The following is a 23,789-nucleotide window of genomic DNA, read 5'->3' on the forward strand; positions in this document are numbered from 1 at the left end:
CGATCACCGCGACTTTGCAATCGCCCTGGGTTCTGCCCGGAAAGGCTCGCGAAGCCGTTCTCCAGAGCCTCCTTCGGCACCAGCGGATCCGCGGCCAGCTCCTGCCGCTTGAGGCGCGTCACCTCGTCGTCGACCTTCGCCGCAACCTGGTTTTCCCAGTCCGCCAGTGACCAGCTCCCGTCGGTCGGCTTCCCCTCCGTCCCGTCCTGTGTGAACCGGGTCAGCGCCGCCTCGAAGTCGTACCGGGACTCCACCATCAGCCGGTCACGGTCCGGGCTGTTCGCGAACCGCGCGATGGCGGCGATCTCTTCGGCCAGTCGCTTCGCCTCACTGGGGTCCCGCCGTGCGGCGACGCGCCTCTCGTCGTAGAGCCGCTGCGTCGTCCTGGCGAGGGTGTTCCAGAAATGGCTCATGGCGGCCCCGTGTGCCGTCGCATGGTGGGGCGACGGCACCACGCCCATTGCTCTGTCCACGATCGCCGCACTGAGCTGGTGTCCCAGGCCGGAACGCGCCCAGTCGCGCAGTGTCTTCGCGGATGCCGTCGGCAGGGGACCGCCCCCGGCCCCCTGTGCACCTCGCGCATCCGGCTCCGTCTGCTGCACGGGCATCTGAACGGGCTTCCTTGCCTGGTCCCTCGGCTGCTGTGCAGGCACGTACTGGCTGTCGGGCATGTCGTTGCTCTCGTTCTTCGGCTGAACGTCGGTTTCGCGAAGCAGCCCCCGTCCTTGCGGTCCTGGACGACTCATGGAGCGACCGCCCGGACTCGTGCCGCTCGATGGACCACGGCCACCGAAAGGTCTTCGTCAGGGACACGATTCACACAGGAGGTTCGCGCAGACAGAGCGTCAGGGCCCTTGGCGTCAACGGATCAAGGGGCGCATCAAGGGGGGGACGAAATCACCGGGCAACGGTAACGACGGGGATGGTGGACGGCCCCGTACCGATGGGATACATCGAAGCACCCGAAAGTCGACACTTAACTTGGTGCTTATCGCCTACCGTCGAACGGTGCGACGGCCTTGTCCGAAACCCACTGTTCACCGGACATGCGGGCGGCCTCCGTCCGACCATGTGCTCCGTCACAGGGGCACTTGGCCGGCACGAAGGCCGCAACAACTGAGTCTTGCTTCAACGGGACGTTCTGCGGGATGCGCCAGACCGACCGCCCCTCACGCCCCTCCGGCCTTCTCCTCGAACCACGCCGCCGCGTCCGGGTGCAGGCGCCGACGCGGGGCGTTGCCGGGTACCGGGTCGTGGTAGGCCGCGTACGCCTCGGCGAACCACTCGTCCGCGGAGGAGAACTGGTAGGGCGAGACGATGTGGTCGCGCGCCGAGGCCAGGTAGCTGCCCCAGGAGCCGTATTGGTCGAGTTGGTAGACACGCCCGTCACGGGTGAGGCGGGAGGCTCCGCCGTCGGGGAGCATCCAGGGCTGGGCGGTCGCGAACTTCAGGTCTTTCACCAGCTGCCGGAGGCCATCCCGGCCCAACTGCCCGGCCGCTTCGGGCCGGTCGCGGGTCAAATCGGCGGCCAAGCTGTCGCCCAATGTCACGTTGCCGTCGTAGTCGGGCGCGATGCGCTGGGCCAGCCAGCCGCAGACGGACTCGTCGGTGATGCCGTGGGGGGTGAGGAAGGCGCGGGCGACCGCCCGGCACCCGTACGGGCCCAAATGGGTCTGCCATCCGCCGAATTCGGGCTTGCCGGATTCGGAGAGGACCCACCGGTGGCGCTGGTCGACACTGTGGCCGATCTCGTGGCGCAGGGTCCAGCCGAGCAGGCTGCCGTGGGCGAGAGCGCCGCCCATCACCTGACGCCGGCTGCGCGAGCAGCCCATGACCGAGCACCGCTGGCCGACGCTCAGGCCGTCGTAGCCGGCGGCGGCGCCGAGGTCCATCAGGCGGCGCTGCCAGCCGGAGCCCTTCTGGAGCCGGGTGTAGAGCCAGGCCGGCATGCCGGCGGGGTGCTGGATGTGAACCTGGCTGGTGTCGGGGTCGTAGAGGCTGACCATGCCGCCCTGGCCGCCGCCGCGCACGATGCCGCGCAGAGAGCTGCCGTTGTCGAGGTCGTTCCGGGGAAGGGCACTCAGCACTTTGTCCAGCTTGTTGAGCTCGGAGTGGCTGAAGTGCTGCCCGCCACCGTCGGCGGGGCCGAGAGAGATGCCGTACGCGACGCTCAGATCGCGCTCGCGGTGCTTGGCGCCCCGGTTCCACAGCAGTCCGGGAAGTCCCCGGCCGCCGGTGCCGAAACGGTCGGCGTGCGGACGCGGTGCGGGCGGCTGCGCAGTGGCCTTCGGGGCGGGACGTTGCAGATGTTCCTGTTCCACCGTCAGGTGCCTATCTGTGGGGAGCCGTCGAAGAGACGGCCCAGCTTGCGGTATTCGGTCTCGACCCCGTCGAGGAGGTCGGAGAAGGTGACCTCGCGGTCGTGCGCGGCCGCGGCGAAGGCGGCCGTCTCCACGCTGGCGCGGATGCTGCCGCCGGCCAGGTCGTAGGCGCGGGCGAGGGCGTCGAGGGGGGCGTTCTCGGGGGCGGCCGGGCCCAGGAACGTGCGCCACAGCTGGGCGCGGACCCGGGGGCCGGGGCTGTCGAACTCGACGACCTCGTCGAAGCGCCGGGTGAAGGCGGTGTCGATGTTGGAGCGGAGGTTGGTGGTGAGGACGGCGAGGCCGTCGAAGGCCTCCAGGCGTTGCAGGAGGTAGCCGCTCTGCATGTTGGCGTGGCGGTCGTTGGCGCCGCGCACCTCGCCGCGTTTGGCGAACATCGAGTCGGCCTCGTCGAAGAGGACGACGGCGTCCAGGGTTTCGGCGGCCGCGAAGATGCGTTCCAGGTTCTTCTCGGTCTCGCCGATGTACTTCGAGACGACCGACGGCAGGCTCACCACGTACAGGTCCAGGCCCAGTTCGCAGGCGATGGCCTCGGCGGCCATGGTCTTGCCGGTGCCGGACTCCCCCGCGAAGAGGGCCGCCGTGCCGCGCCCGCGGCCTCCGCCGCGGCGCAGGCGCCAGCCGTCGAGGACCGTATCGCGGTGGCGCACGCGGGCGACCAGCATCTCCAGGCGGGTGCGTACGGGCGTGGGCAGGACGAGGTCGCCCCAGCCCACTTGGGGGGTCACCCGGCGGGCGAGGCGGCCGAGTTCGGCGGCGGCGCGGTCGCGGGCCGTCGTGCGCACGGTCTCCGGGGAGACGGTGGCCGAGCGCAGGGCCGCGCTGCGGTGGAGGTGTTCGACGGCGGTCAGCGCGGCCGGGCTCAGCCGTTCGGCGGCGGCCGGGCGCAGGTCGGTCTCGGCGGGCAGCGGCGTGTCCCAGCCGCAGGCCGTCCACTCCTGCCCGCCGTAGAGCAGCAGGGGCACCGGTTCCTCGTCGAGACGGGTCACGACGCGCCGCAGCACCTCCATACCTTCCGAGGTGCCGGGTACGGGGACGAGGAAGCCGGCGCCGAGCAGCCGGCCCTCCAGGGCGATGCTCTCCGCGAGCCTGCCGGGCGGGAGTTCGGCGGCGGCCAGGGCCTCGGGGTCGAGCAGCAGGGGGACGCGGCCGGTGGCGGCCAGGGCGGCGCGTCCGGTGGGCAGGGCCTCGCCGGCGATGCCCTGGCGCAGGTAGTGGGCCCGGTGCGGCTCGGTCTCCAGCAGGGCGGTGAGCCGTGCCGTCGCGTCCGGGTCCGCGGCTCCCGGTCCGTCGGGCAGGAGGTGCAGCCAGCGGCCGCCGCCGTGGATGCCGTCGCGGTCGCCGGAGAGGTATCCCAGCACCCGGTCGGGGGCGTACGGGACGCGGTCGGGGAAGGCGGCTTCGGGGTTCTCGTAGGCGATCAGGCCGGCGGCCGACAGGCGCGACCCCTCGCGGAAGAGGCCGCGGGCGACGGCGTCCGGGACGGTGATGCCGTGGACGGCCAGGACCACGGCGACCGTCGGCCGGGAGCCGGCCTGACCGCTCAGGGCGCGGAAGGCGGCGCCGCACACGGGGTTGAGGTCGGGCAGCAGGCAGGTGACCAGGAGGTCGGCCTCCTCGCCGGTCAGGGCGAACTCGGTCATCAGGCGGGCCAGCGGGTCGCCCTCGGCCGCGCGGCGGCCGAGTTCGGCGGCGTCCGGCAGGGCGGGAGCCGTCTCCGGCTCGGCGTCGGCGGCGTACTCCTCGCGCTCCAGGTAGAGGCGGCGGAGCTGTTCCTCCGCCACGGTCAGGCGCTGTGCGAACAGGTTCACCGGACCTCCTCCACCCGGCGCCGGGGGCGCGCGGACCGGGGCGCCGGGTCCTCGGGGCGGTCCGGGAGGCGGCCCGTGCGCAGGGCGAGGCCGTTCACGGGCGCGGGTCCGGAGCCGATGGGCTCGCGCTCCAGGGGGACGGTGACGACGAGGTCGAGCCCGGGACGGGCCGGGGTGCCCAGGGAGGACCAGATGCGCGAGGCGGGGGTCTCGCCGTTCTCTCCGCCGGTCGCACGCACCCGCAGGCCGAGGCGGTCGGGGTGGAGGCCGAACCCGTCCTGCGGCAGGGCGAGTTCGTCGGTCACGGCGCACCACTCCAGCAGCCGCCCCAGCAGGCGGTGTTCGTCGGGAACGGTCTGCGCCCACACGGTGACGAGGTAGGAGAGGGCGAAGTAGCGGGGCGGGCGGCGGTAGCCGATGACCGTCCCCTCCTCGTCGACGACGCCGATCCGGCCCGTCTGGGTGTGCTGGGCGTCCTCCTCGACGGAGTGGAGGAAGACGTTGACGCAGGGCCCGCTGCGGCGGGCGGACCACTCCGATCCGGGGGTGTCGAAGGTGACGGGTATCCGCGACCCGCTGAGCGGCCCCCGGCTCAGTCCGTCCTTGAGGGCGTCGTCGACGCACTGGACAACACTCACTGATCTTGCTCCGTTCATGCGGACTTCAACGGCGGCGGGGAGTGGAAGGGGCCCGTCTTGGGCACGAGGATTCCGGTGAGCTGGGCCGTGGCGGTGCAGGTGGTGGGCTGGGGCTGCCCGGTGGCGCCGCTCGCGGACGGTCCGGCGGAGGGCTGCGGGGAGGAGCCGCCGCCGGTGGCGGTGACGGGGCATTCCACGGTGAGCTTGACCGACTTGCCCTCGGGGACGGTGTAGGGCGGCTCTTTCCAGTCGTGCTGGTATCCCTGGGCCATGGTGCCGTTGGCGAAGATCCCCTGGTGCGCGGTGAGTTGCCACGTGCCGTTCGCGGGTCCGGCGACGGTGACGGAGACGCTCGCGAGCCGCAGTTCGTAGCCCTTGGGGACCGTGTACTGGTCGGACTTGCTGCCCCGCACGGCCGTCACGCTCAGGGGCCGTTGCAGGGTCTTCTGCTTGGGCGCCTTGTCCTCCTCCTTCTTCTTCTCCTCCTCTTCCTTCTCCTTCTCCTGCTTCTCCTGCTCCTTCTTGTTCGCCTTCTCCTTGTCGCTCTCGCTCTGTTCCTGCTGCTTCTGCTGGGAGGGCCCGGGCAGGGCCTGGGTCTTGGGGGTGGCCTTGCCACCGACCGGGGAGAGCCACAGGACGATGCCGGCCACGGCCGCGGCGGCCAGGAGGGAGAGGCCCTTGATGGCCTTCTTGGTGAGGAAGGGCAGGCGTTCGTAGGTGAACTCGAGCTCCTCCTCGGCCTGGGCGTCCCATTCGACCCGCAGGCGCAGGGCGCAGGCCTCGGTCCCGCCCAGCAGGGTGGGCTTGGTGTTGTTCAGGTCGATGCCGATGCGGGCCCGCTCCCCCGGTTCCAGTTCGACCCTGGCGCGGCGGGTGCGGGCGCGCACGGGTGCGGTGTCCTCCTGGGGGGCGCACCGGATCCGGATGTGTGCGGGGGCGTTGCCGATGTTGTGCAGGGTGACGAACTGGGCTGCGCTGAAACGGCCTTTGACCGTCTTGCGGGCGAGCCGTGCCTCCACGTCGAAGAACTCGCCCACGGCCAGGGCGGCTTCGGGTACGGCGATGCGCCCGGGGTCCTCCGATGAGACGACCTTGACGGCGAACGGCAGCTGTCCGGGGGCGAGCCCGCCGCTGCGGGGCGGGGCGAGAGGGATGGTGATCTGTTCGCTGGTGCCGGGGAAGACGACGACGCGGCCCAGGCGCCGGGTGTCCCAGTCGCCGGGGTCGCCGAGCAGTTCCAGGTCGTAGGCGTCGACGATGTGGCCGTCGTTGCAGACGAGGAGATCGGCCGAGGTGCGCTCGCCGGGTGCGACCGAGTCGCCGGGGACGATCAGTTCGGCCCGCAGGCTCATGTGTGCTCTGCTCCCTTGTCTCTTCGTCTGTCTCTGCGTCTCATCCCTTGCGGGTGAAGAACTGCACTTCGGCCAGCCCGACCGGCGCCTTGGCGCCGGCGGCGTCGTCGACCCGTACGTCCTCGATCTGCAGCCGTACCGCCCGTACGTCGTCCACGCCCCAGCCGAAGGTCTGCGGGCCCGGCTGGTCCGCGAGTTTCAGTTCCTTGACGAAGGCCCGGTCGTCGGCGGTGATCGCCACGGCTTTGAGGCGGTGCGGGCGACCGGCGGCGAGGTAGTCCTTGGGCTGCTGGGACACGCCGTTGAGGATGACGAGCGAGGTGAGGCGGAAGGGCTGGCCGAAGTCCGCCTCCCACCACTGCCCCCGTGCGTCCGCGCCCGAGTTCTTCGGGGCCCAGGCGCGGTTGTTGACGCCGTCGGCGGCGCAGCGGGCGGGGAAGCCGTCGCGTTCGCTGGACGCCGAGACGGTGTCGGGCACCACGGCGGTCTTCGCCGCGAACCGGTCCTGTACACGTCCGGCGGCGGTGACCGCGGGGCCGGCCAGCCACGGTCCGCCGCCGGCGAGGACGACGACCAGACCCACGCCGCCGGCGCCGGCCAGCACGTACCAGGAGCGGTTGCGGTGCCAGACGGCGGGGCGTTCGCGGATGCGGGTGCGGACGTCCTCGACGACCCGGCGCCACCACGGGAGGTGTTCGGGTTCCGGCGGCGGGCGCAGCAGTTCGCCGCAGTGGCGGCAGAAGTGCCGTTCCTGCGGGTTGTCGCGGCCACAGCTCGGGGACGGGCAGGGCAGCGGGGGTGCGCCGGTGTCCCTGGTGTCCTTGACGGCGAAGAGCCGGAGCGTCTGTTCGACCCGGGGTTCGTCGTCGGCGGGCAGGAGCGCGGTGGGGCGGTGGTCCCGTTCGGGCCGGGGGGCGCGCGGTTCCTGGTCGTCCTGGCGGCGGTGCCGCGGGGTGCGCCCGTTGGTGACGGGCGGCAGGACCTGGGTGGCGTCCGGCTGTTCGGCAGGGGCGGCGGTCCGCGGGGCGGGGTCCTTGGCCGTCCAGTCCAGGTAGGCCCCGCAGGTGCCGCAGAAGACCTCTCCACGGCCCACGGGGCTCTCGCAGCCGGGGCACGGCTCCAGGGGGCCTGGCGTGTGCGCGTGGCGTGCCATGTCAGTTCACGTCCGGGTGCGGCGGGCCGGGGTGCCGGGCCGGCTGCGGGTCCGCGACGTCGATCGTCGCGTGGGCGTGGGCGGGCAGCCAGTCGCGTACGACGTGCACGACGTCCCGCGCCGGCATGCCGGCGGGCGGGGTGACGCGCACGCGGACGCGGGGCGGTTCGTGGTCCTCGGCGGTGTCGTCGGGCCACGGCCCGTACCGGGTGCCGCCCGTCTCGGCGATCTCGACGTGGCCGCCCAGGACATGACGGACCATCAGTTCCAGGCCCGTACGGGTGCCGCGCAGGCCCTGCAGCCGGACGCCTGCGGCCAGGGCGTAGCGGCGTCCCGCCTCGGGGACCGAGGCGGGCAGGTCGGCGCCGGTCCAGTCGAGCATCCAGTCCAGGAAGTCGGCGGGGGTGGTGCCGGGGGCGGTGTAGGCGTCCAGGCAGTCCAGCGTTTCGAGGACCGGTGCGAGGACGTCGTCGAAGCCGGCGACGAACCGGTCGGCGAAGTCGCCCTGCCGGTAGACCGCCGGGAGGGCGGCCAGCAGCGAGCGGTGGGCGGGGGCGTCGGCGGAGCGGTCCGGGCCCGGGCGCCGGCTGGTGGACGTCATGCGGCCCCTCCGCTCCGCGGGCCCCGGGTGCGCTGCCGTGCCGGTGCCACGGCGACCTGGTGCCGGTAGGACAGGAACAGGGCCGTGGGGTCCAGTTCGATGCGCTGGGCGGCGGCCGAGCGCTCGCCGGTGGTCAGGTCGGCGGGGTACATCTCCAGCTTCTCGATGGCGTCGACGCCCTCCACCGCGGCGAGGGCGGCGTGCAGTTCGCCCGAGCGCAGGGTGCGTCCCAGGGGCCGGCCGGGGCGGCCGTCGGGGCCCGGGAGGGGGCTGAGGAAGGCGTGCAGGGCGTCGAGCACCCGCTCCCGTACCCGCTCGGGGTCCTCGCCGGGTGCGGCCTCGACGCCGGCGACGACGGTGACGCCCTGGTAGGCGGGGCCGCTGACCGAGACCCGGGTGCCCAGGGGGCGGCGCACGTCGATGGCCTGGGCGACGGCGGAGAGGAGGGTCTGCGAGGGCACGGCCGTGCGCCAGTCGTTCTCCAGGGCCTCGGCGGGCACGTCGGGGACGACCAGCACCCGGACGGGGCCGTGCCCGTGCTCGCCGAGGGTCTCCACGCATTCGATGCGGCCGGCCTCGCGGCAGGCGCCGCGCGCGATGACGGCGTAGTCGCGGGCGGTCACGGCGCGCCGCTGGGTGCGCAGCCACTGGGCGGCGCGGAGCTTGACGCCCTCGACGGTCTCGGCGTCGACGCCGCCGCTCGCGGGTGCGCGGTTGGCGGCGCGGGCGACGGCGGCCAGCGGGGTGCGCAGCACGCTGAGCGCTCCGGCGGCGACGTTGCCGGCGCGTCCGCCGCCCCGGCGGTATGCGGCGGCGCTGATGCGGGCACCGGGCTCGGGCACGGCCCCGAACTGGCGGACGGTGCCGTCGGGTTCGCGGACGGCGGGGCCGAAGCGGACCTCGCCGAGGACCTCGTCGACGGTGACGTGCCGGTCGGCGGGCCCGGAGTCGGCGAAGGAGCCGACGACGGTCCAGCTGTGACGGCCCGTCGGGCCGTCGGTGAACACGGTGCGCAGGGATCCTGCGACGACGGGGCTCTGTTCGACGGGCAGCACCTGTCCGGGGGTGCCGTCGGAGGTGCCCAGGTCCTCGCCGCGGATGATCTCGCCGTGGGTGGCGGAGGTGGTGCCGCCGACGGTGAAGGCCTCGATGCGGCTGATCCGGGGCGAGGCGGAGTAGCCGGGCTGTCCCGGTTCGCTCTCCACGACGCGGCAGCGCAGCCAGCCGGCGCGGCGGCGGCCGATGAGGGAGGCGGTGTGGCTCTCGGGAAGGTGGAGGACCACTTCGCCGGGCCGGTTGAGTCCGCCGGTGGTGTCGTGGTCCACCGTGCAGGGCTGCCACTGCTCGCCGCACCAGGCCTCCCACACCAGCGGGGGGCGGGTCGGGTCGACGCCCACGCCTTCCAGGGCGCAGTCCATGCGCAGGGCGACGGCGCAGCGGGGTGCCGCCTCGCTCAGGCCGATCAGGAGGCTGTCGCCGACGGCGGGCTGCTGGGCGAAGCAGGTGACGGGGTCGCCTGCGGCGAAGCGTTCGGTGACGACGACGGCCGCGTGGCCGGGTTCGCTGGTGGCGATGTGCCGGAACGCGCTGGGCACGATGTGCAGTTCGCGGTCGACGGTGAACACACTGGCCTGGCCGCTGCCGGTGCGCGGGGTGGCGATCTCCGCGCCGACGGGCACGGTGACGGCCGTCTCCTGGGGTGCGGCCAGCCAGAATGTAACGTCCGCACCCGCTGCCTGATGGGGTGTCAGCTTCAGGTCGAGCATGTCGAGGAAGCCCAGGTGCACCTTCTCGGGTACCCGGTTGAGGCGGTACACCAGCTGGTCCACCATCTGCGCGAAGGCCTCGATGAGGGCGACGCCGGGGTCGGAGACGTTGTGGTCGGTCCACTCCGGGCAGCGCCGCTGGATGAAGCGCTTGGCGTCGTCGACCAGGTCCTGGAATCGCCGGTCGTCGAGGTGGGGGCTAGGCAGGGGCATCGGTGCCCTCCTGGAACGAGGTGGTCGTGCCGTGGTCCGCGCCGGGGCGGGCGGGGATCACGTAGTAGGGGAAGACGAGGTTGCGGCGGCTGTTGGTGTGGGACAGGTGGTAGGCGAGGTGGATGCGCAGCACCTCGGGTTCGCCGGGGTCCTGGGTGACCTCGACGTCGTCGACGACGATGCGCGGCTCCCAGCGGTCGAGTGCCTGGCGCACCTCGTGGGCGACCGCGCCCATGGCGGAGGCGTCGACGGAGCCGAAGACGTGGTCGCGGATGGCGCAGCCGAACTCGGGCCGCATGGGCCGCTCTCCGGGGTCGGTGCCCAGGACGAGGCGGATGGCCTGCCGGATCTCCTCGTCGCCGTCGGCCATGTCGACCCCGCCGGAGGGGCCGACGCCGAGCGGGAAGGCCCAGCCCCGTCCGATGAACGCGTCGCTCATCTCACCCCCCGATCACGACGGTTGCGCAGCCGCCCACGACCGCGGCCCCGCACGGCAGCTTGTCGCCCATGCGCAGCACGGGCCGGCCGCCGACGAGCACGGGCCGGGGCATGGGGGTGGGGATGACCGGCGCGGGCGGCAGGGGCGTCGGTCCGTGCGGCACCAGGCACACGGCGAGTCCGGGCGCGACGGCGACGGGCAGCCCGCCGACCAGGACGTTGGGCATGCCGGGCGGGGCGACGGACCCGGTGCCGGCGGGCACCGGCACAGGGGTGGGGTTGGGGATGTGGGACATGGCGTCGCCGACGCGGGCTGCGGGCGGCATGGGCAGGATCTCCTTGCGTGCGAAGTGACGGGGGGTCAGTTGAGCTTGATCATCGAGCCCTTGATGGTCGTGATGCCCTTGCCCTCGACGTTCACCGAGGTTCCGGAGAGGTCGACCTTGCCGCCCTTGAGCTCCAGAGCGCCGGTCCCGGCGTCCAGCGAAATGCCCTTGGTGCCCTTGACCTTGACCGATCCCGAGCTCGTGATCTCGATGTCGCCGCTGCTGGAGACGGTGACGGTGCTCTTGGCCTGGTTCAGCTCCAGCCGCAGCTTCCCGTTGCCGGTGGCCATCAGCACGCCCTTCGGTCCGCCGTCGGCGTCGAGCAGCTCCAGCCGCTGCCCGGTGCGGGAGACGAAGGAGCGGACGTTGGTGGCGCCCTTGGTCCCGTCGTAGAAGGAGTCCACGGCGTGGCTGCCGGGGTGGCGCTGCTTGCTGTAGAGGCCGCCGATGACGTACGGGCGGTCCAGGCTGCCCTGTTCGAAGCCGACGAGAACCTCGTCGCCGACCTCGGGGCACACGATCCCGCCGTCCTTGGTGCCGCCGGTCTGGACGGTGCGCGCCCAGTCGCTCTCGTAGTCGTCGGACAGCCAGGGGAAGGTGAGCTTGACGCGGCCCAGCTTCATCGGGTCCTTGATGTCCTTCACCAGCGCGCACACCAGCCCGGCCAGGCGGGGTGCGGAGGTCTCGGGGTCGCCGGGGCGCGTCTCCTCCCCCGCCGGGCCGTCGCCCTCCCGCACGGTCACCTCGGTGAGGTAGCCGGTGTCGGGGTGGAACTCGTGGCGCACGGACGTGGCCGTGTAACGGCCGTCGAAGCCGTCGCCGAGCCCGGTGAGCGTCACCGCCGAGCGGACCCGCAGCTCCGGCGCCCCGCTGACGACCGCGTGCAGCCCGGTGAGACCGGCGGCCACTTCCTGGGCCATGGCGGCGGCGACGTGCTCGGCCTCGTTCTGCCCGGTGCGCGGCAGCGAGGTGAGCAGCAGCGGCTCGCCGCGCACCGCGTCGCCGCCGGGCCGCCACGGCACGTCGCGGGAGGCGGTCCGCCCGGCCTTGCGCTCGGCGACCAGCGCCTTGCCCGCGTCCGGGTCCCATCCGCGCACCTGCACTCCGGTGACCTGGTGGCGCAGGGAGGCGGAGGACCGCACCTTCAGCAGATTCTGCCCGTACTCCAGGACGAGGGGGCTCTGTTCCGCGCGCGTGCGCGGCGAGGGGGCCCCGGAGGCGTCGGCGAGGGTGCGGAAGTGCAGGGCGCCGGTGCGGACGAAGACGTCGTGGCCGCTCTCGCGCGCGAGCCTGCGCAGGAAGTCCCAGTCGGACTCCCCTGCCTGGGCGAGGTGTTCGTACACGAGCGGCGTGCTGTCGATGCGCCCCCGCTTGAGCCCCGCCTTCTGGGCCAGCTTGGCGGCGATCTCGCTCGCCGCCATCTGCCGGTAGAAGGTGACGCGGCGGCCGCGGCGCAGCCGGTGCGAGAGGTCCTCGGCGCGCAGGACGGTGTATGTGCCCGACTCCCCCGCGACCACCTCGCATCCGGTGATCTCCCCGGTGAACAGCTCGCTGCTGCCCGCGCCGGTGCGGGCCACCAGCTCCAGCGGTGAACCGAGCCGCAGCCCGGTCCGGCGCGGCAGTTCGCACCCCGGGTCCCGGAATCCGAGTTCGCAGGATGCCGAGGAGTGCCGGGTCTCCTCGACGGACGCCCAGGCCACGGACTGGGTCAGGGTTTCGGGCAGCGCTTTGCCGCCGATGCGGGCGAGCAGCCCGGCGGTGTGACGTCGCACCACGGCAACAGCCTTCTCTCTCGGTCGTGTTCGTACAGGGCCGGGGCGGGGGCGTGCCTCAGCCCGGTTCCCGGTCCCCGCCGCCGGCCGGCAGCACCAGGGAGCGGCCGGCACGCAGCCGCAGCGGGTCGTCGATGCCGTTCCGCTCGGCGATCTCCCGCCATTCGGTCGGTGACTTGCGCAGCCTGCGGTGCACGACCGACGGCAGCGTGTCCCCGGCGACGACCGTGTGCACGTGGCGGGAGTCGGGCGAACCGGACGTCGGGTTCTGCCGCTTGCGGGCCAGCCCGATCTCCTCCAGCGTCAGCGCGCACACGGCCCGCTCCGGGCTGCCCTGCGGCGAGAACAGCGAGTAGACCGCCTCGACCTTGCGCAGGCAGGACATGAAGGACACCGACGAGGACTTCCCCCACCGGAACCGCACCCAGGGCGGCGACGGCAGGTCCGCGTGGATACTGTCCTCGGTGGGGGCGCACCACTTCAGGAGCAGGGACACCCGTTCGTCCACCGACCCGGCCCTGCCTTCGCCGTCCAGCAGCACGCGGAGCGTCAGCACGCGCGGCTCCGTCCCGGTGAACTCCGGCGTCGCGGCCGCGGCCGCCGAGCGGACGTGGTGCCGGGCCCAGGCGGCGCCCTTCACCAGGGTCAGCTCCGCCGGGTTGAACTGCAGGTCGACCGTCTCGCCGGACAGTTTGCGCGGCCCACCGCCGGAGCTGGTGGGCGGCGCATAGCACTCCAGGGAGGCGCGCTCCATCTTGTCCGTGTTCTCACCCCGCATCGGGTGCCTGTCCTTTCTCTCACCGGCCTCCGGGTTCGGAGAACCCGTGGTGCACGATCTCCAGCACTTCCATGCCGGCCATGGGACTGTTCACATCGAAGGTCGGCCCGCTCCACGAGACGGGCACCACGCCCATCAGCCCCCACCGGGCCAGCACCGTGCCGTCGCTCTTGAGCGCGGCGATCTCGCCGGTCACCCGGCGCCGGTCGGTCACGGCGGCCTGCATCCAGCTCAACGCCTTGGCGGCGCCGGGCCCGACCGGCCGGGACAGCACGAGCGGTGGGTAGGTGAGCCGCTTCGGCAGGTACCAGGTGAACCCGTTGCTGCCGCCCTCGGCGTACTCCTCCACCTCGACCGCACAGCCGAGCCCTTCGCAGGTGGTGAAGTAGCCGAGGTCCTGACGGTCGAGGGTCAGCCGGAAGCGGTGACTGACGAGGAGGTCGGTCCTGGCGGGTGGCGTGGTCGTCATACCCCTGATTTCTCTGCCGAAGTCGGTACGCCGCCCTGCCCGGGGAGGCAGGAGGCCGGAATGCCCCAGTGGTCGGTGGCCCCGATCACGGGGCCTTGACCGGGTGCCGGGGCGATGGGTACGCCTCTGGAGGCGTACGGCTCCGGGGAAGCCGAACCGTTGGCCGGGGCCGGGCCCGCGAGCGGTACGAAGCGGGCGCGAGCGGGCCTGCTGCTGCGAACTCGCGGGGGCGGGAAGGCGGATGGGGACTGGGCCGGTGGTTGCTCGGGGGCGTCGACGGGGGCCGGAGCCGGAGCCGCTGCCGCGGCGGGCCCAGCGGGTCGGCCGGTGACGGATGCGGTGAGCGGCTCACCGGGCCCCGGGGCTGCCGGGCGCCGCAGGAGAGGCCGGTGCGGGGCGGGTGCCCGCCCTGACGCGGCGGGCCGGCTGTCGGCCGGAGCTGCGGCGGGCCGGCCGGCCTGGGGCACGGCGGGTCGAGCGAGCCTGCTGGCATCAGGCGCGGCGTCCGGATCAACGGGCCTGAAGGGCGACGGGGTTCGCGGGACGGTCGTCTGCTCCGGCACGGCGCGCAGGTCGGTCTCAGTAGCCACCGACCGAGCGGCCGCAGGGCGGGCGGGCGCTTCGGCAACAGGTGCAGTGCCCGGCTCAACAGGTCTCAAAGCCCCCGGAGCTTGCGCATCAGACGAGCGCGGAGCAGTCGCCCGCCCCGGCACGACGGACCGACCGCCAGCCACAGTCGCAGCGGGCCGGCCGACCACGGGCGCGGCGGACCGCGCGACCGCAGGCCGGACAAGTGCTTCGGCGACAGGCGGAGCGCCCGGCTCGACGGGCGTCAAAGTCTCCGGGGTTTGCAGGCCGGACGAGCGCGGCACAGGCGCCCGACCCGGCACGACGGACCGACCGCCAGCCACAGTCGCAGCAGAGTGGTCGACCTCGGACGCCACGGACCAAGCAGACGCAGACCGAGCAAGCCCATCCGCAACAAGCACAGCACCCGACTCAACAGGCCCCAGGGCCACCGGGGTTTGCAGGCCGGACGAGCGCGGAGCAGTCGCCCGCTCCGGCACGACGGACCGACCGCCGACCAGAGCCGCAGCAGAGTGGTCGACCTCGGACGCCACGGACCGAGCAGACGCAGACCGAGCAAGCCCATCGGCAACAAGCGCAGCACCCGACTCAACGGGCCCCAAGGTTCCCGGAATTTGCAGGCCAGACGAGCGCGACACAGGCGCCCGCCCCGGCACAGCGGACCAGCTGTCGGCTGGAGCCGCGACAGGCCGGCCGACCACGGCCGACACCGACCGCGCAAGCCCATCGCCAACAGACCCAGCACCGGGCTCAACAGTCCCGAAGAACGGCGAAGTTCGCAGGCCAGGCGCGTGCGGGGCGGGCGCCTGCTCCGGCATGGCGGGCCGGTCAGCCTCAGTTGCCGACGACCGAGCGGTCACAGGCCGACCATGCCCGTCGGCAACAGGGCTGAAGGCTCCCCGAGTCCGCAGGCCAGGCGAGCGCAGCACAGGCGCCCGCCCAAGCACAGCGGGACGGTCGACCTCAGTCGCCCCCGGCCAGGCGGCCGCAGGCCGAGCAAACTCATCGGCACCAGACACAGCAACCGGCTCAACAAACCTCAAAGCCCCCGGAACCCGCCCTGGCAAGGCTGGGCGGTCAGCCCCAGGCGTCGCCGACCACACGGCCGCAGGCCGAGCAAGGCCCTCGGGACCAGGCGCAGCGACCGGCTCAACGGGCCCGAAGGCCTGCCGAGTCCGCAAACCAGGCGAGCGCAGCACAGGTGCCCGCCCCGGCACGGCAGGACGGTCGACCTCAACCGCCTCCGACCTCAGGGGCGCAGACTGAGCAAACCCATCGGCACCAGGCGCAGCGAACCTCAAAGCCTCCGGAGCCCGCAGACCAGGCAAGTGCGGCACGGCGGGACGGTCGGCTTCAGCCGCCGCGGACCAGGCCGTCGCAGGCCGAACATGCCCATCGGCGCCAGGCGCGGCAACCGGCTCAACGAACCTCAAGGACCCCGGAGTCCGCAGACCAGGCGAGCGCGGCGCGGATACCCGCCCCGGCACGGCTCGCCGCTCGGCCTCAGTCGCCGCCGACCGAGCGGTCACAGGCTGGGCAACCGATTCAACAGGCCCGAAAGCCTCCCGGGTCCGCGAACCATGCGAGCGCGGCACAGATACCTGCCACGGCGCGGCGGGACGGTCGACCTCGATCGCCGCCGACCGCGCAGTCGCAGGGCGAGCAAGCCCATCGGCAATGGACCCAGCGACTGGCTCAACGAACCTCAAAGCCCCGGGAGTTCGCAGGCCAGGCAAGTGCGACGCAGGCGCCCACCCCGGCACGGTGCGCCGGTCGATCAGCGGAACGGCTGCCACGCCTGCGGCAGGTTCGGTAAGCCGGTCGGTCACGCGCGCAGCGAACGGGCCAGTGACGGACCTGGTGTCCTGGCCGGCCACAGGTCCCACCGCAGACCGCGCAGCCGTGGGCATGGCAGGCCAGCACGGCACCGGTGCCTGCTCCGGCGCGTCGGGCCGATCGCCCGCCGGAGCCGCGACCGGGCCTGCGGCCGATTCGGCCGACATGTCGGCCACGGGCCGCAGCGGTGCCGCGGACGCGCGCGATCCGTCGAGAGGGCCCCGAGCACCGTCACACGGGAGGTCCTCCGGACCCCGGACGTCGTGACCGTCCGTGCCTGCTGCGGGTGCGCCGAGCGCACCTCCATACCCCGCCGCGCCGTTGCTCCGCGGCGGCGCCTGCGCGGCATGCCCCTCCGGGCCCGCCGTGGCGGGAACCTGGGCTCGTCCTGGCGTGCCGGACCCGCCGGGCAGCCCCTCGCGAAGGGCACTCGGCTGTGCACCGGACTCCTGCTCGCGGCCGGCCGCCGCGCTCGACTGGGCGTCGCCAAACGCCGCTGTCTTCTCGACAGGTGCGCCGGGCAGGCAGACGGGGAACACCGGCTGTCGCGCTTCCACTCTGCTCACAGGCCGAGCGGTCCACAACGCAGCGGTCTTCGGCAGCACGCCCTGCCCTTCGGCCGACCGAGCGGAAGGGCGCCGGATGAGAGGAACCGCATGCGCCTGTTCCACTCCTCTCCCACCGGGCACCGCAGCTACCGGGGGCGCGGGGGGCCGCTCTCCCGTGCCGTCACGCCTCGTGGCGGCGTCACCGCTCCCCTCCCGCTGCGCAACAGGGGCGCCCTGGGCGTCCGTTCCGTCATGCCCGGCATCACGAGCAGTGGTATCTGCCGAAACAGGCGAGGCCTCCGGCACCCGTGCTTCAACTGCTTCAACGGACCCGACAGTGTCCGTCTGCCCACCCCGCTGCAGCGTCGAAGGCGTGACCGCGTCGGCACCGGACTGCACACCGTGCGACACCGCCCCCTGCTGCCGACACACGGCAACAGGACGCTCGGTACCGGAGGAGTCCGCCTCCTGAGCGGCCCCGCTCGCACCGACTCGCCGAGCGGATCGCAGGCGAGGCTCCTGCGTCGGGCCAACCGCACGCGACGGAACGCCCGTTGCCACCGCCGCCCGCGCCGACCCCGCACCGCCGTCGCTCGCTCGGTACGCCGCCTCCGTCGCGGCGGTGCCCCCGGCCGGTCGATCGTCCTCGGCCCCACGGGCCTCAGGCGCCGGCGTGGCCCGGGCGGGCCCACCCGGCGCACCCTCGGAGCGGCGGCGCGACGACCGTCGCACCCGCCGCGCCGCCGTCCGCGACGTACGGCCCAGCGCGCGCCGCCACCAGACGGCACCCATCTGCCCGGGAACCGGGCGCGGCTCCGGAACCGGGCCGCCGGCACCGCCGGACGGCCACGCCGCCTCGTCGAACTCGCCGGCCCCACCGGTCTCATCAGCGAGCGCCCACACCAGCCGCGCCCTCTCCCGGTACCGCCCGACCCCCACCGGATACCGCCCTTCCGGCGCCCGGAAGACCAGCGGCGGCACCGGCGAGACCTGGGTGGCCGGCCCCGACGACAAGCGGTGGTCGCGCCACGTCGCCAACAGGCGCCGCGTGCGCTCCTCCTGGGTGACCGTGCGCAGCCGTCCGCCGAGCGCGAGCGGTACCGCTCCGGACTGCTGCTGCATGGTGCTACTCCTTGCCTGTCAGTTGGTTGATGGTGCCGATCTCCGCGACGTAGCGGCGGCGTTCGCCGTGGTCCAGGTCGAGGATCTCGTTGAGGGGCCAGTGGAAGTGGTAGGCGATGTACGCGACTTCGGCATAGAGGTCGTCGGCCGCGTACATCGTCATTCCCCCAGGCGGCTCCCCATGTCGACCGGGAACTCGTGGTGGCACTGCGGGCACGCCGTGCGCGCGATCGCGGTGCCGTCGGTGTTGATCTGCTCGTAGAACCGCTGCAGGAACGCCAGGTCGGCCGCGAACAGGTCCTCGATCATGCTGGCGTGAATGTCCGTCAGCGTCCCCAGCCGGGTGACGACCCGGGCGAGCAGGACGACCGACAGGTACGGCGGGTTGTCCTGGACCCGCTGGTCCCGCAGCGGGAACAGCTCGTCGCGCGCGGTCGCCAGGCGCATCACGCCGTCGCGGTGCACCCGGCCCTCGTCGTCCACGTAGCCACGCGGGAGCGTGAACGGGAACTCCGTGGGCAGGGTGGGGAGGGGGCGGGACGGGTCGGTCCGTCCCGCGCCCTCCTCGCGCGTGCGGTCGGCAGTCCCGGCCGGGGCCGGGTCAGGGGTCCTGGCGGACCCCTCCGTCACACGCCCGCGCCTCACTTCTTCTCTTCCACCCTAGTGAAGTGGATCTCGAGGGTGAGCGTGGTCATGTTGTTCTGACCGGCGCTCATGCCGCTCTTGCTGCGCGAGCCCAGCACCGCGTTGATGAGGTTGGTGCGGCCGACGACCTTGCCGTCCTGGCCCTGTCGTTCAAGGGTGACGTTGCGGTAGCGGCCGGGCTGGCCCGTCCGGCACTCCTCCCACCACTTGTCCACCTCGGAGATGTTCTTGTCGTTGGCCACGATCACGACCTGGACGCTGCCGGGCTGCTGGTCGGTGGTGACCAGCACCCAGTCCGACTTCCCGTCGCCCGTCTGGACCTGGGTCTTCTCGACGGCCAGGCTCTCGCTGATCTCACCGATGCTGATGAGGTGCCCGATCTGGGACTTGTCGAGCTGGAAGCCGAAGGTCTGACCGACTCCGCCGACGATCTCGGCCGGGGTACCGCCACTCATTGCTGTCTGTTCCTCTCGGTTGGGATCGGTTGGTTACGGATGCGGCCGTGCTACTCGGCCGAGGCTCCGCCCAGGGACTGCTGCGAGAGCCGGAAGACCACGAACTCGGCCGGCTTCACCGGGGCGACGCCGATCTCGACGATCACCTGTCCGGAGTCGATGACGTCCGGCGTGTTGAGCTCCGCGTCGCACTTGACGTAGTAGCCCTCCTGCGGGCTGGCGCCGTAGAGCGCGCCCTGGCGCCACATGCCGTCCAGGAAGGCGCCGACGTTGCGGCGGATCGTGGCCCACAGACGCTCGTCGTTGGGCTCGAAGACCACCCACTGGGTGCCCTGGTAGATCGACTCCTCCAGGTAGTTGAAGAGCCGCCGGACGTTGAGGTAGCGCCACGCGGGGTCGCTGGAGAGGGTGCGCGCGCCCCAGATGCGGATGCCGCGGCCGGGGAAGCTGCGGATGCAGTTGATGCCGGCCGGGTTGAGCAACTCCTGCTCGCCCTTGGTGACTTGGAGCGGCAGGTCGAGGGCTCCGCGCACCACCTCGTTGGCGGGGGCCTTGTGGACGCCCCGCTCGGAGTCGTTGCGGCCGTAGATGCCGGCGACGTGACCGGAGGGCGGCATCATGATGCTCTTGCCGGTGGCCGGGTCCGCGACCTTGATCCACGGGTAGTACAGGGCCGCGTACTTGGAGTCGAAGCCCGCCTCGTTCTGCCGCCACTCGTGGACCTCGGCCGGCAGCATCTCCGGCAGCGGGTCGATGACGGCCATGCGGTTGGCCATGTTCTCGCAGTGGTTGATCATCGCCAGCTGGATGGCCTTGACCTGCTCGCGGTCCAGGGCGCCCTGCTGGTAGGCGGCCATGAGGTCGGGGGCGGCGAGCATGGTCACCTCCTCGATGGCCTCCAGGCCGGAGAGGCCGGAGCGCTTGGCGACGTCGCCGACGTAGCGGCCCACGGCCGACGTCCCGGCGCCTGCGGCCTCCGGGGCCGCCGCGGCCACCGGGACGGCGGCGAGCGTGAGTTCCTGCTTCTCGGGGAGGGCGAGGGCCGCGTCCTTGGCGGCGGTGCCCTCCAGGATCGAGATGAACTGCGAGCGCTCGCGGACCGCGGTGACCACGTACTGGTCCGAGGCGCGGTCGGCGGTGACGTCGAAGGACTCGACCTGCTTGCCGCCGGACCTGACGACGAGTTGGAAGACGTCCGGGGCCGCGGCGCCGGAGCCGTCCTGGGCGCCGCCCGCCGGCGGCTGCTCGGCGTCCTTGCCCGTGGCCTTGTCGCCCGTGGCCCGGCGGGCCTTCGGCGGCTGGGCGGCAGGGCGCTGCTGCACCTCGACGGTGACGTCCTTGTCGGCCGCCGACGGCAGCGCCGCGACCCGGAAGCCGCCGAGGACGTGGGACCGTGCCGCCCCGGGCGCGCTCTGCGCACCGGCCGCCGTCGCGGCCACGGCCTCCGGGCCGTTCGGGCGGCCGCCGACGCGGACGACGTAGCACGAGCCACCGCCGTTGGCGAAGTAGCCGTAGACCGAGTGCGCGAGGTACGAGCCCTCGACGAAGTCGCCGAAGGTGGTGGTGAACTGATTCCAGTTCGAGACCCGTACGGGTTCGTCGACCGGGCCCTGTTCGGCGAATCCCACGAAGGCCGCGACCGCGGTGCCGACACCCTCGATGGGGCGCGAACCGCCGTCCGTCTCCTCCATGTAGACACCCGGGGACAGATATGTGGGCACCCGTGACTCCCTGCCTGAAGTGGTTGGTTCGGAATGCGATCTGAGATCACGTTAGCCCGCGGAATTACCCGTCGTCCCTGCTGGAGATACCGTTGTCAACCTTTGGCCGACAGAGGTCGAGCTGTTGTCACAACAAGGCGCCTCCGGTGAATCCCGCACATACGGAATTCGCCCGGCGGCGGGCAACAGGGCCCGCCGCCGGGCGAATTCAGGCTTACACGGTTCTTACGTCGCGAGCATTTGTTTTCCATTCAGTCCATGAGCATCCGCCGGAGCCCCGCGCGCACCTCCGGCGTGAGGACCGCGCCGACGCGGTCCACGAGCCGGGCCGCCTCGTAGGCCACGAGCCCGATGTCGCAGCCCGCGCCGGTCAGCACGGTGAGCGCCGAGCCGTCCGAGATCGTCATCGTGCACAGGAAGCCGCCGTCCATGTCCACGACGGTCTGGTTGACCCACCCCGTCCCGCACACCTCGGCCACACCGCGGGTGAGCGAGACCAGTCCGCACGCCACGGCGGCCAGCCGCTCGGCCGCCTCGCCGCTCAGCCCGCTGCCGGCGGCGGCGAGCACCAGCCCGTCCGCGGACACGGCGACGGTGTGCCGGACGCCCGGCGTCGCCCGGACGAAGTCCTGGATCAGCCAGGCCACATCACCGGCCGTGGCCCGCGGGTCCACCTCGTGGAGCGTCCCGTCCGTGCTCATGCGTCCATGCCCTTCTCGTGTGCTGATTCATGTATCGGGGGTTCGCCGGGCCGCTGCGGTGCGGGCCGGCTCCGCGGCACGCCGGCGGCGCCGCCCTCGTCCCGGGCCCTGCGCACGCCGCCGTGGAACCCGGCCATGCGGCCGCGCAGTTCATCCGGCGAGAAGCCGGTACGGGAGGGCCGTTCGGCACCCGCGCCCTCCCGCTCCGCGGTGCCCGTGCCGCCCAGCGTCGCGCGCGGTACACGGCGCGGCAGCCCGGCGCCGGTCGGCAGTTCGCCGAACCCGTGCGCGGCGACGGGGCCGCTCGGGCGGGGCTGGGGCATGGGTCCGGGCGGGGTGGGGCCGGCGGGGACGGAAGGCGGGGGCATGGGGGTCTCCTGTGCAGGACGGCCGGCGATTCCGTGCGGCTCGCGGGGCGGCGGGCCGGACACGAGCAGGGCCGGCGGCAGCTCCACCGCCACCGTGCAGCCGATGCCCTTGCAGGACAGCACGACGTCGATCCCGTGCCGTTCGGCGAGCCGGCTGACCACGTACAGGCCCATCTGGCGCGTGGTGGCCACGTCCACCAGGGGCGGGTCGCTCAGGCGGGCGTTGAGCTCCGCTGCCTTGGCGGCGGGCATGCCGACGCCCCGGTCGCGGATCTTGACGACGGTGCCGCCCGCCGGGCTCGCCCCGGTGGTCACCCGGACCGGTTCCCCGGGCCCGGAGTACTGGGTGGCGTTCTCCAGCAGTTCCGCGAGCAGGTGGCTGACGTCGTGCACGGCGGGGCCGCAGACGTGCACGTCCGGCAGGTCCCCGATGCGCACGCGCGTGAACTGCTCGACCTCGGCCGCCGCGGCCCGGACGACGTCCAGCAGCGGCGCGGGGACGGCGTGCACCCGGCCGGGGCGCTCGCCGGCCAGGACCAGCAGGTTCTCGCAGTGGCGGCGGATACGGGTGGCCAGGTGGTCGACCCGGAAGAGGCCTTCCAGCTTCGCCGGGTGGGCCTCGTTCCGCTCGAGTTCGGAGATCATTTCGAGCTGCCGGTAGACCAGGATCTGGCTGCGGCGGCCCATCGAGGCCAGCATCGCGTTGACGCTCTTGCGCAGCATCGCCTGGTCGGCGGCCTGGCGCACGGCCTCGTGGATGACGGCGTCGAAGGCTCTGGAGACGTCCCCGACCTCGTCGCGGGTGCCGAGGTCGACGGGTTCCGTGGTCAGGTCCACCTGGCCCGGCGCCTCTCGGGAGATCGAGGCGACCAGGGCCGGCAGCTGGTGTTCGGCGGCCTGCAGGGCGGCGCGGCGCAGCCGTCGCAGCCGGCTGACGAGCGAGTGCGCGGCGGCGGCCGCCACGAGCAGGGACAGGCCCAGGGCCACGGCGACGAATGCGCTGTCCAGGGCGGCGTCCTTCCTGGCCTGCGCCTTCGCCGCCGCGATGGAGTCGAGCATCCTTCCGGCGACTTCGGACTCCACCGTGCGCAGGCCTTCCAGGGCCTGACTGGCCGTCCGGTGCCACTTCTGTGCCTGCAGCGTCGGTGCGGCGCCCTTGGGGTCGCGCTGGGCGGCGACCGCGGCGGCGCGGGCCATGGTGCCGGTCTCCGTGAGGTGCTGGGCGATGCGCTGGTAGACCGCCGCGTCCTGGGGGACGGCCGCGGAGCGGAACTGGCGCAGGGCTATGTCCTGGAAGCCCTGCGAGACCAGCAGGGCTGCGGCCACGTCGGGGGTGACGCGCCCGTGGGCGATGGCGGCGTTCAGCAGGGCGCGTTCGCTGGAGAGGGACAGTTTGCCGACGGACAGCGCGTACAGCGCCCACCCTTCGGTGGAGGCCGTGTCGCCTCCGTTGTTCGCCTCCGTGCCCAGGCTCAGCAGCGGGAGGACGAGGTCGGAGTAGGCGGTCTGGCTCGCGACCGTGTCCGTGGCGTCGGTGAAGGCCTTGTCGCGGACGTCCGTCAGCGTGTGCAGCGCGGACTCGGCGTCGGTCACGCGCTGCATGACGCGCGCGTCGCCGTGGGTGTCCTGTCCGCGGGAGCGGAAGTCGGCCAGGGCCCGGTCGGTTGCGGCGCGGTGTTCGCGCACGGCGTCGCCGGCCTTGCCGGGGGTGAGCGCCGCGATGTCGCGTTCGTTCTCCAGGGCGTGGGCGAGCGTGGTGGCCGAGACGACGAGGCGGACGGTGGCCTCGGTCCGGGTCAACTCCTCCGCCCGGTCCAGGGAGTGGGTCACGCGGGGTACCGCGAGGCTGACGCAGAGGGCTGCGGGGAGTACGAGGACGAGCGTCATCCGGGTCCTCAGGCGCCAGTGGCGCGGGCGGGAGAGGAGCCGCAGGTGTCCGTCGCCGCGGTGTGCCCGGCTCCGGCGGGTGCCGTCTCCACCCGGGGCCGGTCGCGAGGTGTTGCTCAGGGGAATGTTCATGATGATCGGCGCCCACGCTAGGGAGCGGCGTCGGCGGCGTCCCGCGGCAAAGGTCGCGTCTCATGTCCCCAAAAGGAGACATTTTCCA

General features: G+C 73.0%; 19 protein-coding genes. All 19 read right to left on the reverse strand.

Translation table 11 applies throughout. The annotated features are described in order from the left end of the window. Window positions 1-608: hypothetical protein (locus tag ACLHRZ_RS26755; RefSeq protein WP_490421083.1), on the reverse strand; the 608-nt coding region annotated here is incomplete at its 3' end. A 561-nt stretch (window positions 609-1,169) separates the two neighbouring features. After that, window positions 1,170-2,321 (reverse strand): hypothetical protein, encoded by a 1,152-nt coding sequence (locus tag ACLHRZ_RS26760; RefSeq protein WP_490421084.1) that lies wholly within the window; start codon window positions 2,319-2,321, stop codon window positions 1,170-1,172. A 2-nt stretch (window positions 2,322-2,323) separates the two neighbouring features. Continuing rightward, window positions 2,324-4,192: an ATP-binding protein gene (locus tag ACLHRZ_RS26765; RefSeq protein WP_490421085.1), complete on the reverse strand. Its 1,869-nt coding sequence runs from the start codon at window positions 4,190-4,192 to the stop codon at window positions 2,324-2,326. Then, the gene (locus tag ACLHRZ_RS26770; protein ID WP_490421086.1) at window positions 4,189-4,830 is read right to left on the reverse strand and encodes a Pvc16 family protein; all 642 of its coding nucleotides are present in this window, start codon (window positions 4,828-4,830) and stop codon (window positions 4,189-4,191) included. The genes ACLHRZ_RS26765 and ACLHRZ_RS26770 overlap by 4 nt, the downstream gene beginning before the upstream one ends. A 14-nt stretch (window positions 4,831-4,844) precedes the next feature. Continuing rightward, entirely contained in the window at window positions 4,845-6,182 is a 1,338-nt protein-coding gene (locus ACLHRZ_RS26775) for a COG1470 family protein (RefSeq protein ID WP_490421087.1), read from the reverse strand. A gap of 40 nt (window positions 6,183-6,222) precedes the next feature. Then, window positions 6,223-7,335: a discoidin domain-containing protein gene (locus ACLHRZ_RS26780; protein ID WP_490421088.1), complete on the reverse strand. Its 1,113-nt coding sequence runs from the start codon at window positions 7,333-7,335 to the stop codon at window positions 6,223-6,225. Window position 7,336: 1 nt separating this feature from the next. Next, the gene (locus tag ACLHRZ_RS26785; protein WP_490421089.1) at window positions 7,337-7,936 is read right to left on the reverse strand and encodes a phage tail protein; all 600 of its coding nucleotides are present in this window, start codon (window positions 7,934-7,936) and stop codon (window positions 7,337-7,339) included. Next, a complete protein-coding gene (locus ACLHRZ_RS26790) occupies window positions 7,933-9,915 on the reverse strand; it encodes a putative baseplate assembly protein (RefSeq protein WP_490421090.1) in 1,983 nt (660 codons plus the stop codon). Before ACLHRZ_RS26790 ends, ACLHRZ_RS26785 begins: the two co-directional genes overlap by 4 nt. Continuing rightward, window positions 9,902-10,354, reverse strand: coding sequence for a GPW/gp25 family protein (locus ACLHRZ_RS26795; RefSeq protein ID WP_490421091.1), 453 nt, complete (start codon window positions 10,352-10,354; stop codon window positions 9,902-9,904). The genes ACLHRZ_RS26790 and ACLHRZ_RS26795 overlap by 14 nt, the downstream gene beginning before the upstream one ends. A 1-nt stretch (window position 10,355) precedes the next feature. After that, window positions 10,356-10,679 (reverse strand): PAAR domain-containing protein, encoded by a 324-nt coding sequence (locus ACLHRZ_RS26800; RefSeq protein WP_490421092.1) that lies wholly within the window; start codon window positions 10,677-10,679, stop codon window positions 10,356-10,358. Window positions 10,680-10,714: 35 nt separating this feature from the next. Continuing rightward, entirely contained in the window at window positions 10,715-12,454 is a 1,740-nt protein-coding gene (locus tag ACLHRZ_RS26805; RefSeq protein WP_490421093.1) for a VgrG-related protein, read from the reverse strand. Between the two features lie 55 nt (window positions 12,455-12,509). After that, entirely contained in the window at window positions 12,510-13,229 is a 720-nt protein-coding gene (locus ACLHRZ_RS26810; protein WP_490421094.1) for a CIS tube protein, read from the reverse strand. A gap of 19 nt (window positions 13,230-13,248) precedes the next feature. Then, the gene (locus ACLHRZ_RS26815) at window positions 13,249-13,698 is read right to left on the reverse strand and encodes a phage tail protein (RefSeq protein ID WP_490421095.1); all 450 of its coding nucleotides are present in this window, start codon (window positions 13,696-13,698) and stop codon (window positions 13,249-13,251) included. 4,098 nt (window positions 13,699-17,796) lie between these two features. After that, the gene (locus ACLHRZ_RS26820) at window positions 17,797-17,955 is read right to left on the reverse strand and encodes a DUF6760 family protein (RefSeq protein WP_490421096.1); all 159 of its coding nucleotides are present in this window, start codon (window positions 17,953-17,955) and stop codon (window positions 17,797-17,799) included. Next, entirely contained in the window at window positions 17,952-18,422 is a 471-nt protein-coding gene (locus ACLHRZ_RS26825; protein WP_490421097.1) for a hypothetical protein, read from the reverse strand. The genes ACLHRZ_RS26820 and ACLHRZ_RS26825 overlap by 4 nt, the downstream gene beginning before the upstream one ends. Window positions 18,423-18,433: 11 nt before the next feature. Next, window positions 18,434-18,892: a hypothetical protein gene (locus ACLHRZ_RS26830; RefSeq protein WP_490421098.1), complete on the reverse strand. Its 459-nt coding sequence runs from the start codon at window positions 18,890-18,892 to the stop codon at window positions 18,434-18,436. 50 nt (window positions 18,893-18,942) lie between these two features. Further along, a complete protein-coding gene (locus tag ACLHRZ_RS26835) occupies window positions 18,943-20,613 on the reverse strand; it encodes a phage tail sheath family protein (RefSeq protein WP_490421099.1) in 1,671 nt (556 codons plus the stop codon). Between the two features lie 251 nt (window positions 20,614-20,864). Beyond that, the gene (locus ACLHRZ_RS26840) at window positions 20,865-21,314 is read right to left on the reverse strand and encodes a roadblock/LC7 domain-containing protein (protein WP_490421100.1); all 450 of its coding nucleotides are present in this window, start codon (window positions 21,312-21,314) and stop codon (window positions 20,865-20,867) included. Then, complete coding sequence (locus ACLHRZ_RS26845) at window positions 21,311-23,701, reverse strand: sensor histidine kinase (RefSeq protein WP_490421101.1); 2,391 nt, start codon at window positions 23,699-23,701, stop codon at window positions 21,311-21,313. Before ACLHRZ_RS26845 ends, ACLHRZ_RS26840 begins: the two co-directional genes overlap by 4 nt. Window positions 23,702-23,789 lie beyond the last annotated feature (88 nt).

The organism is Streptomyces sp. AM25 (assembly GCF_058146165.1).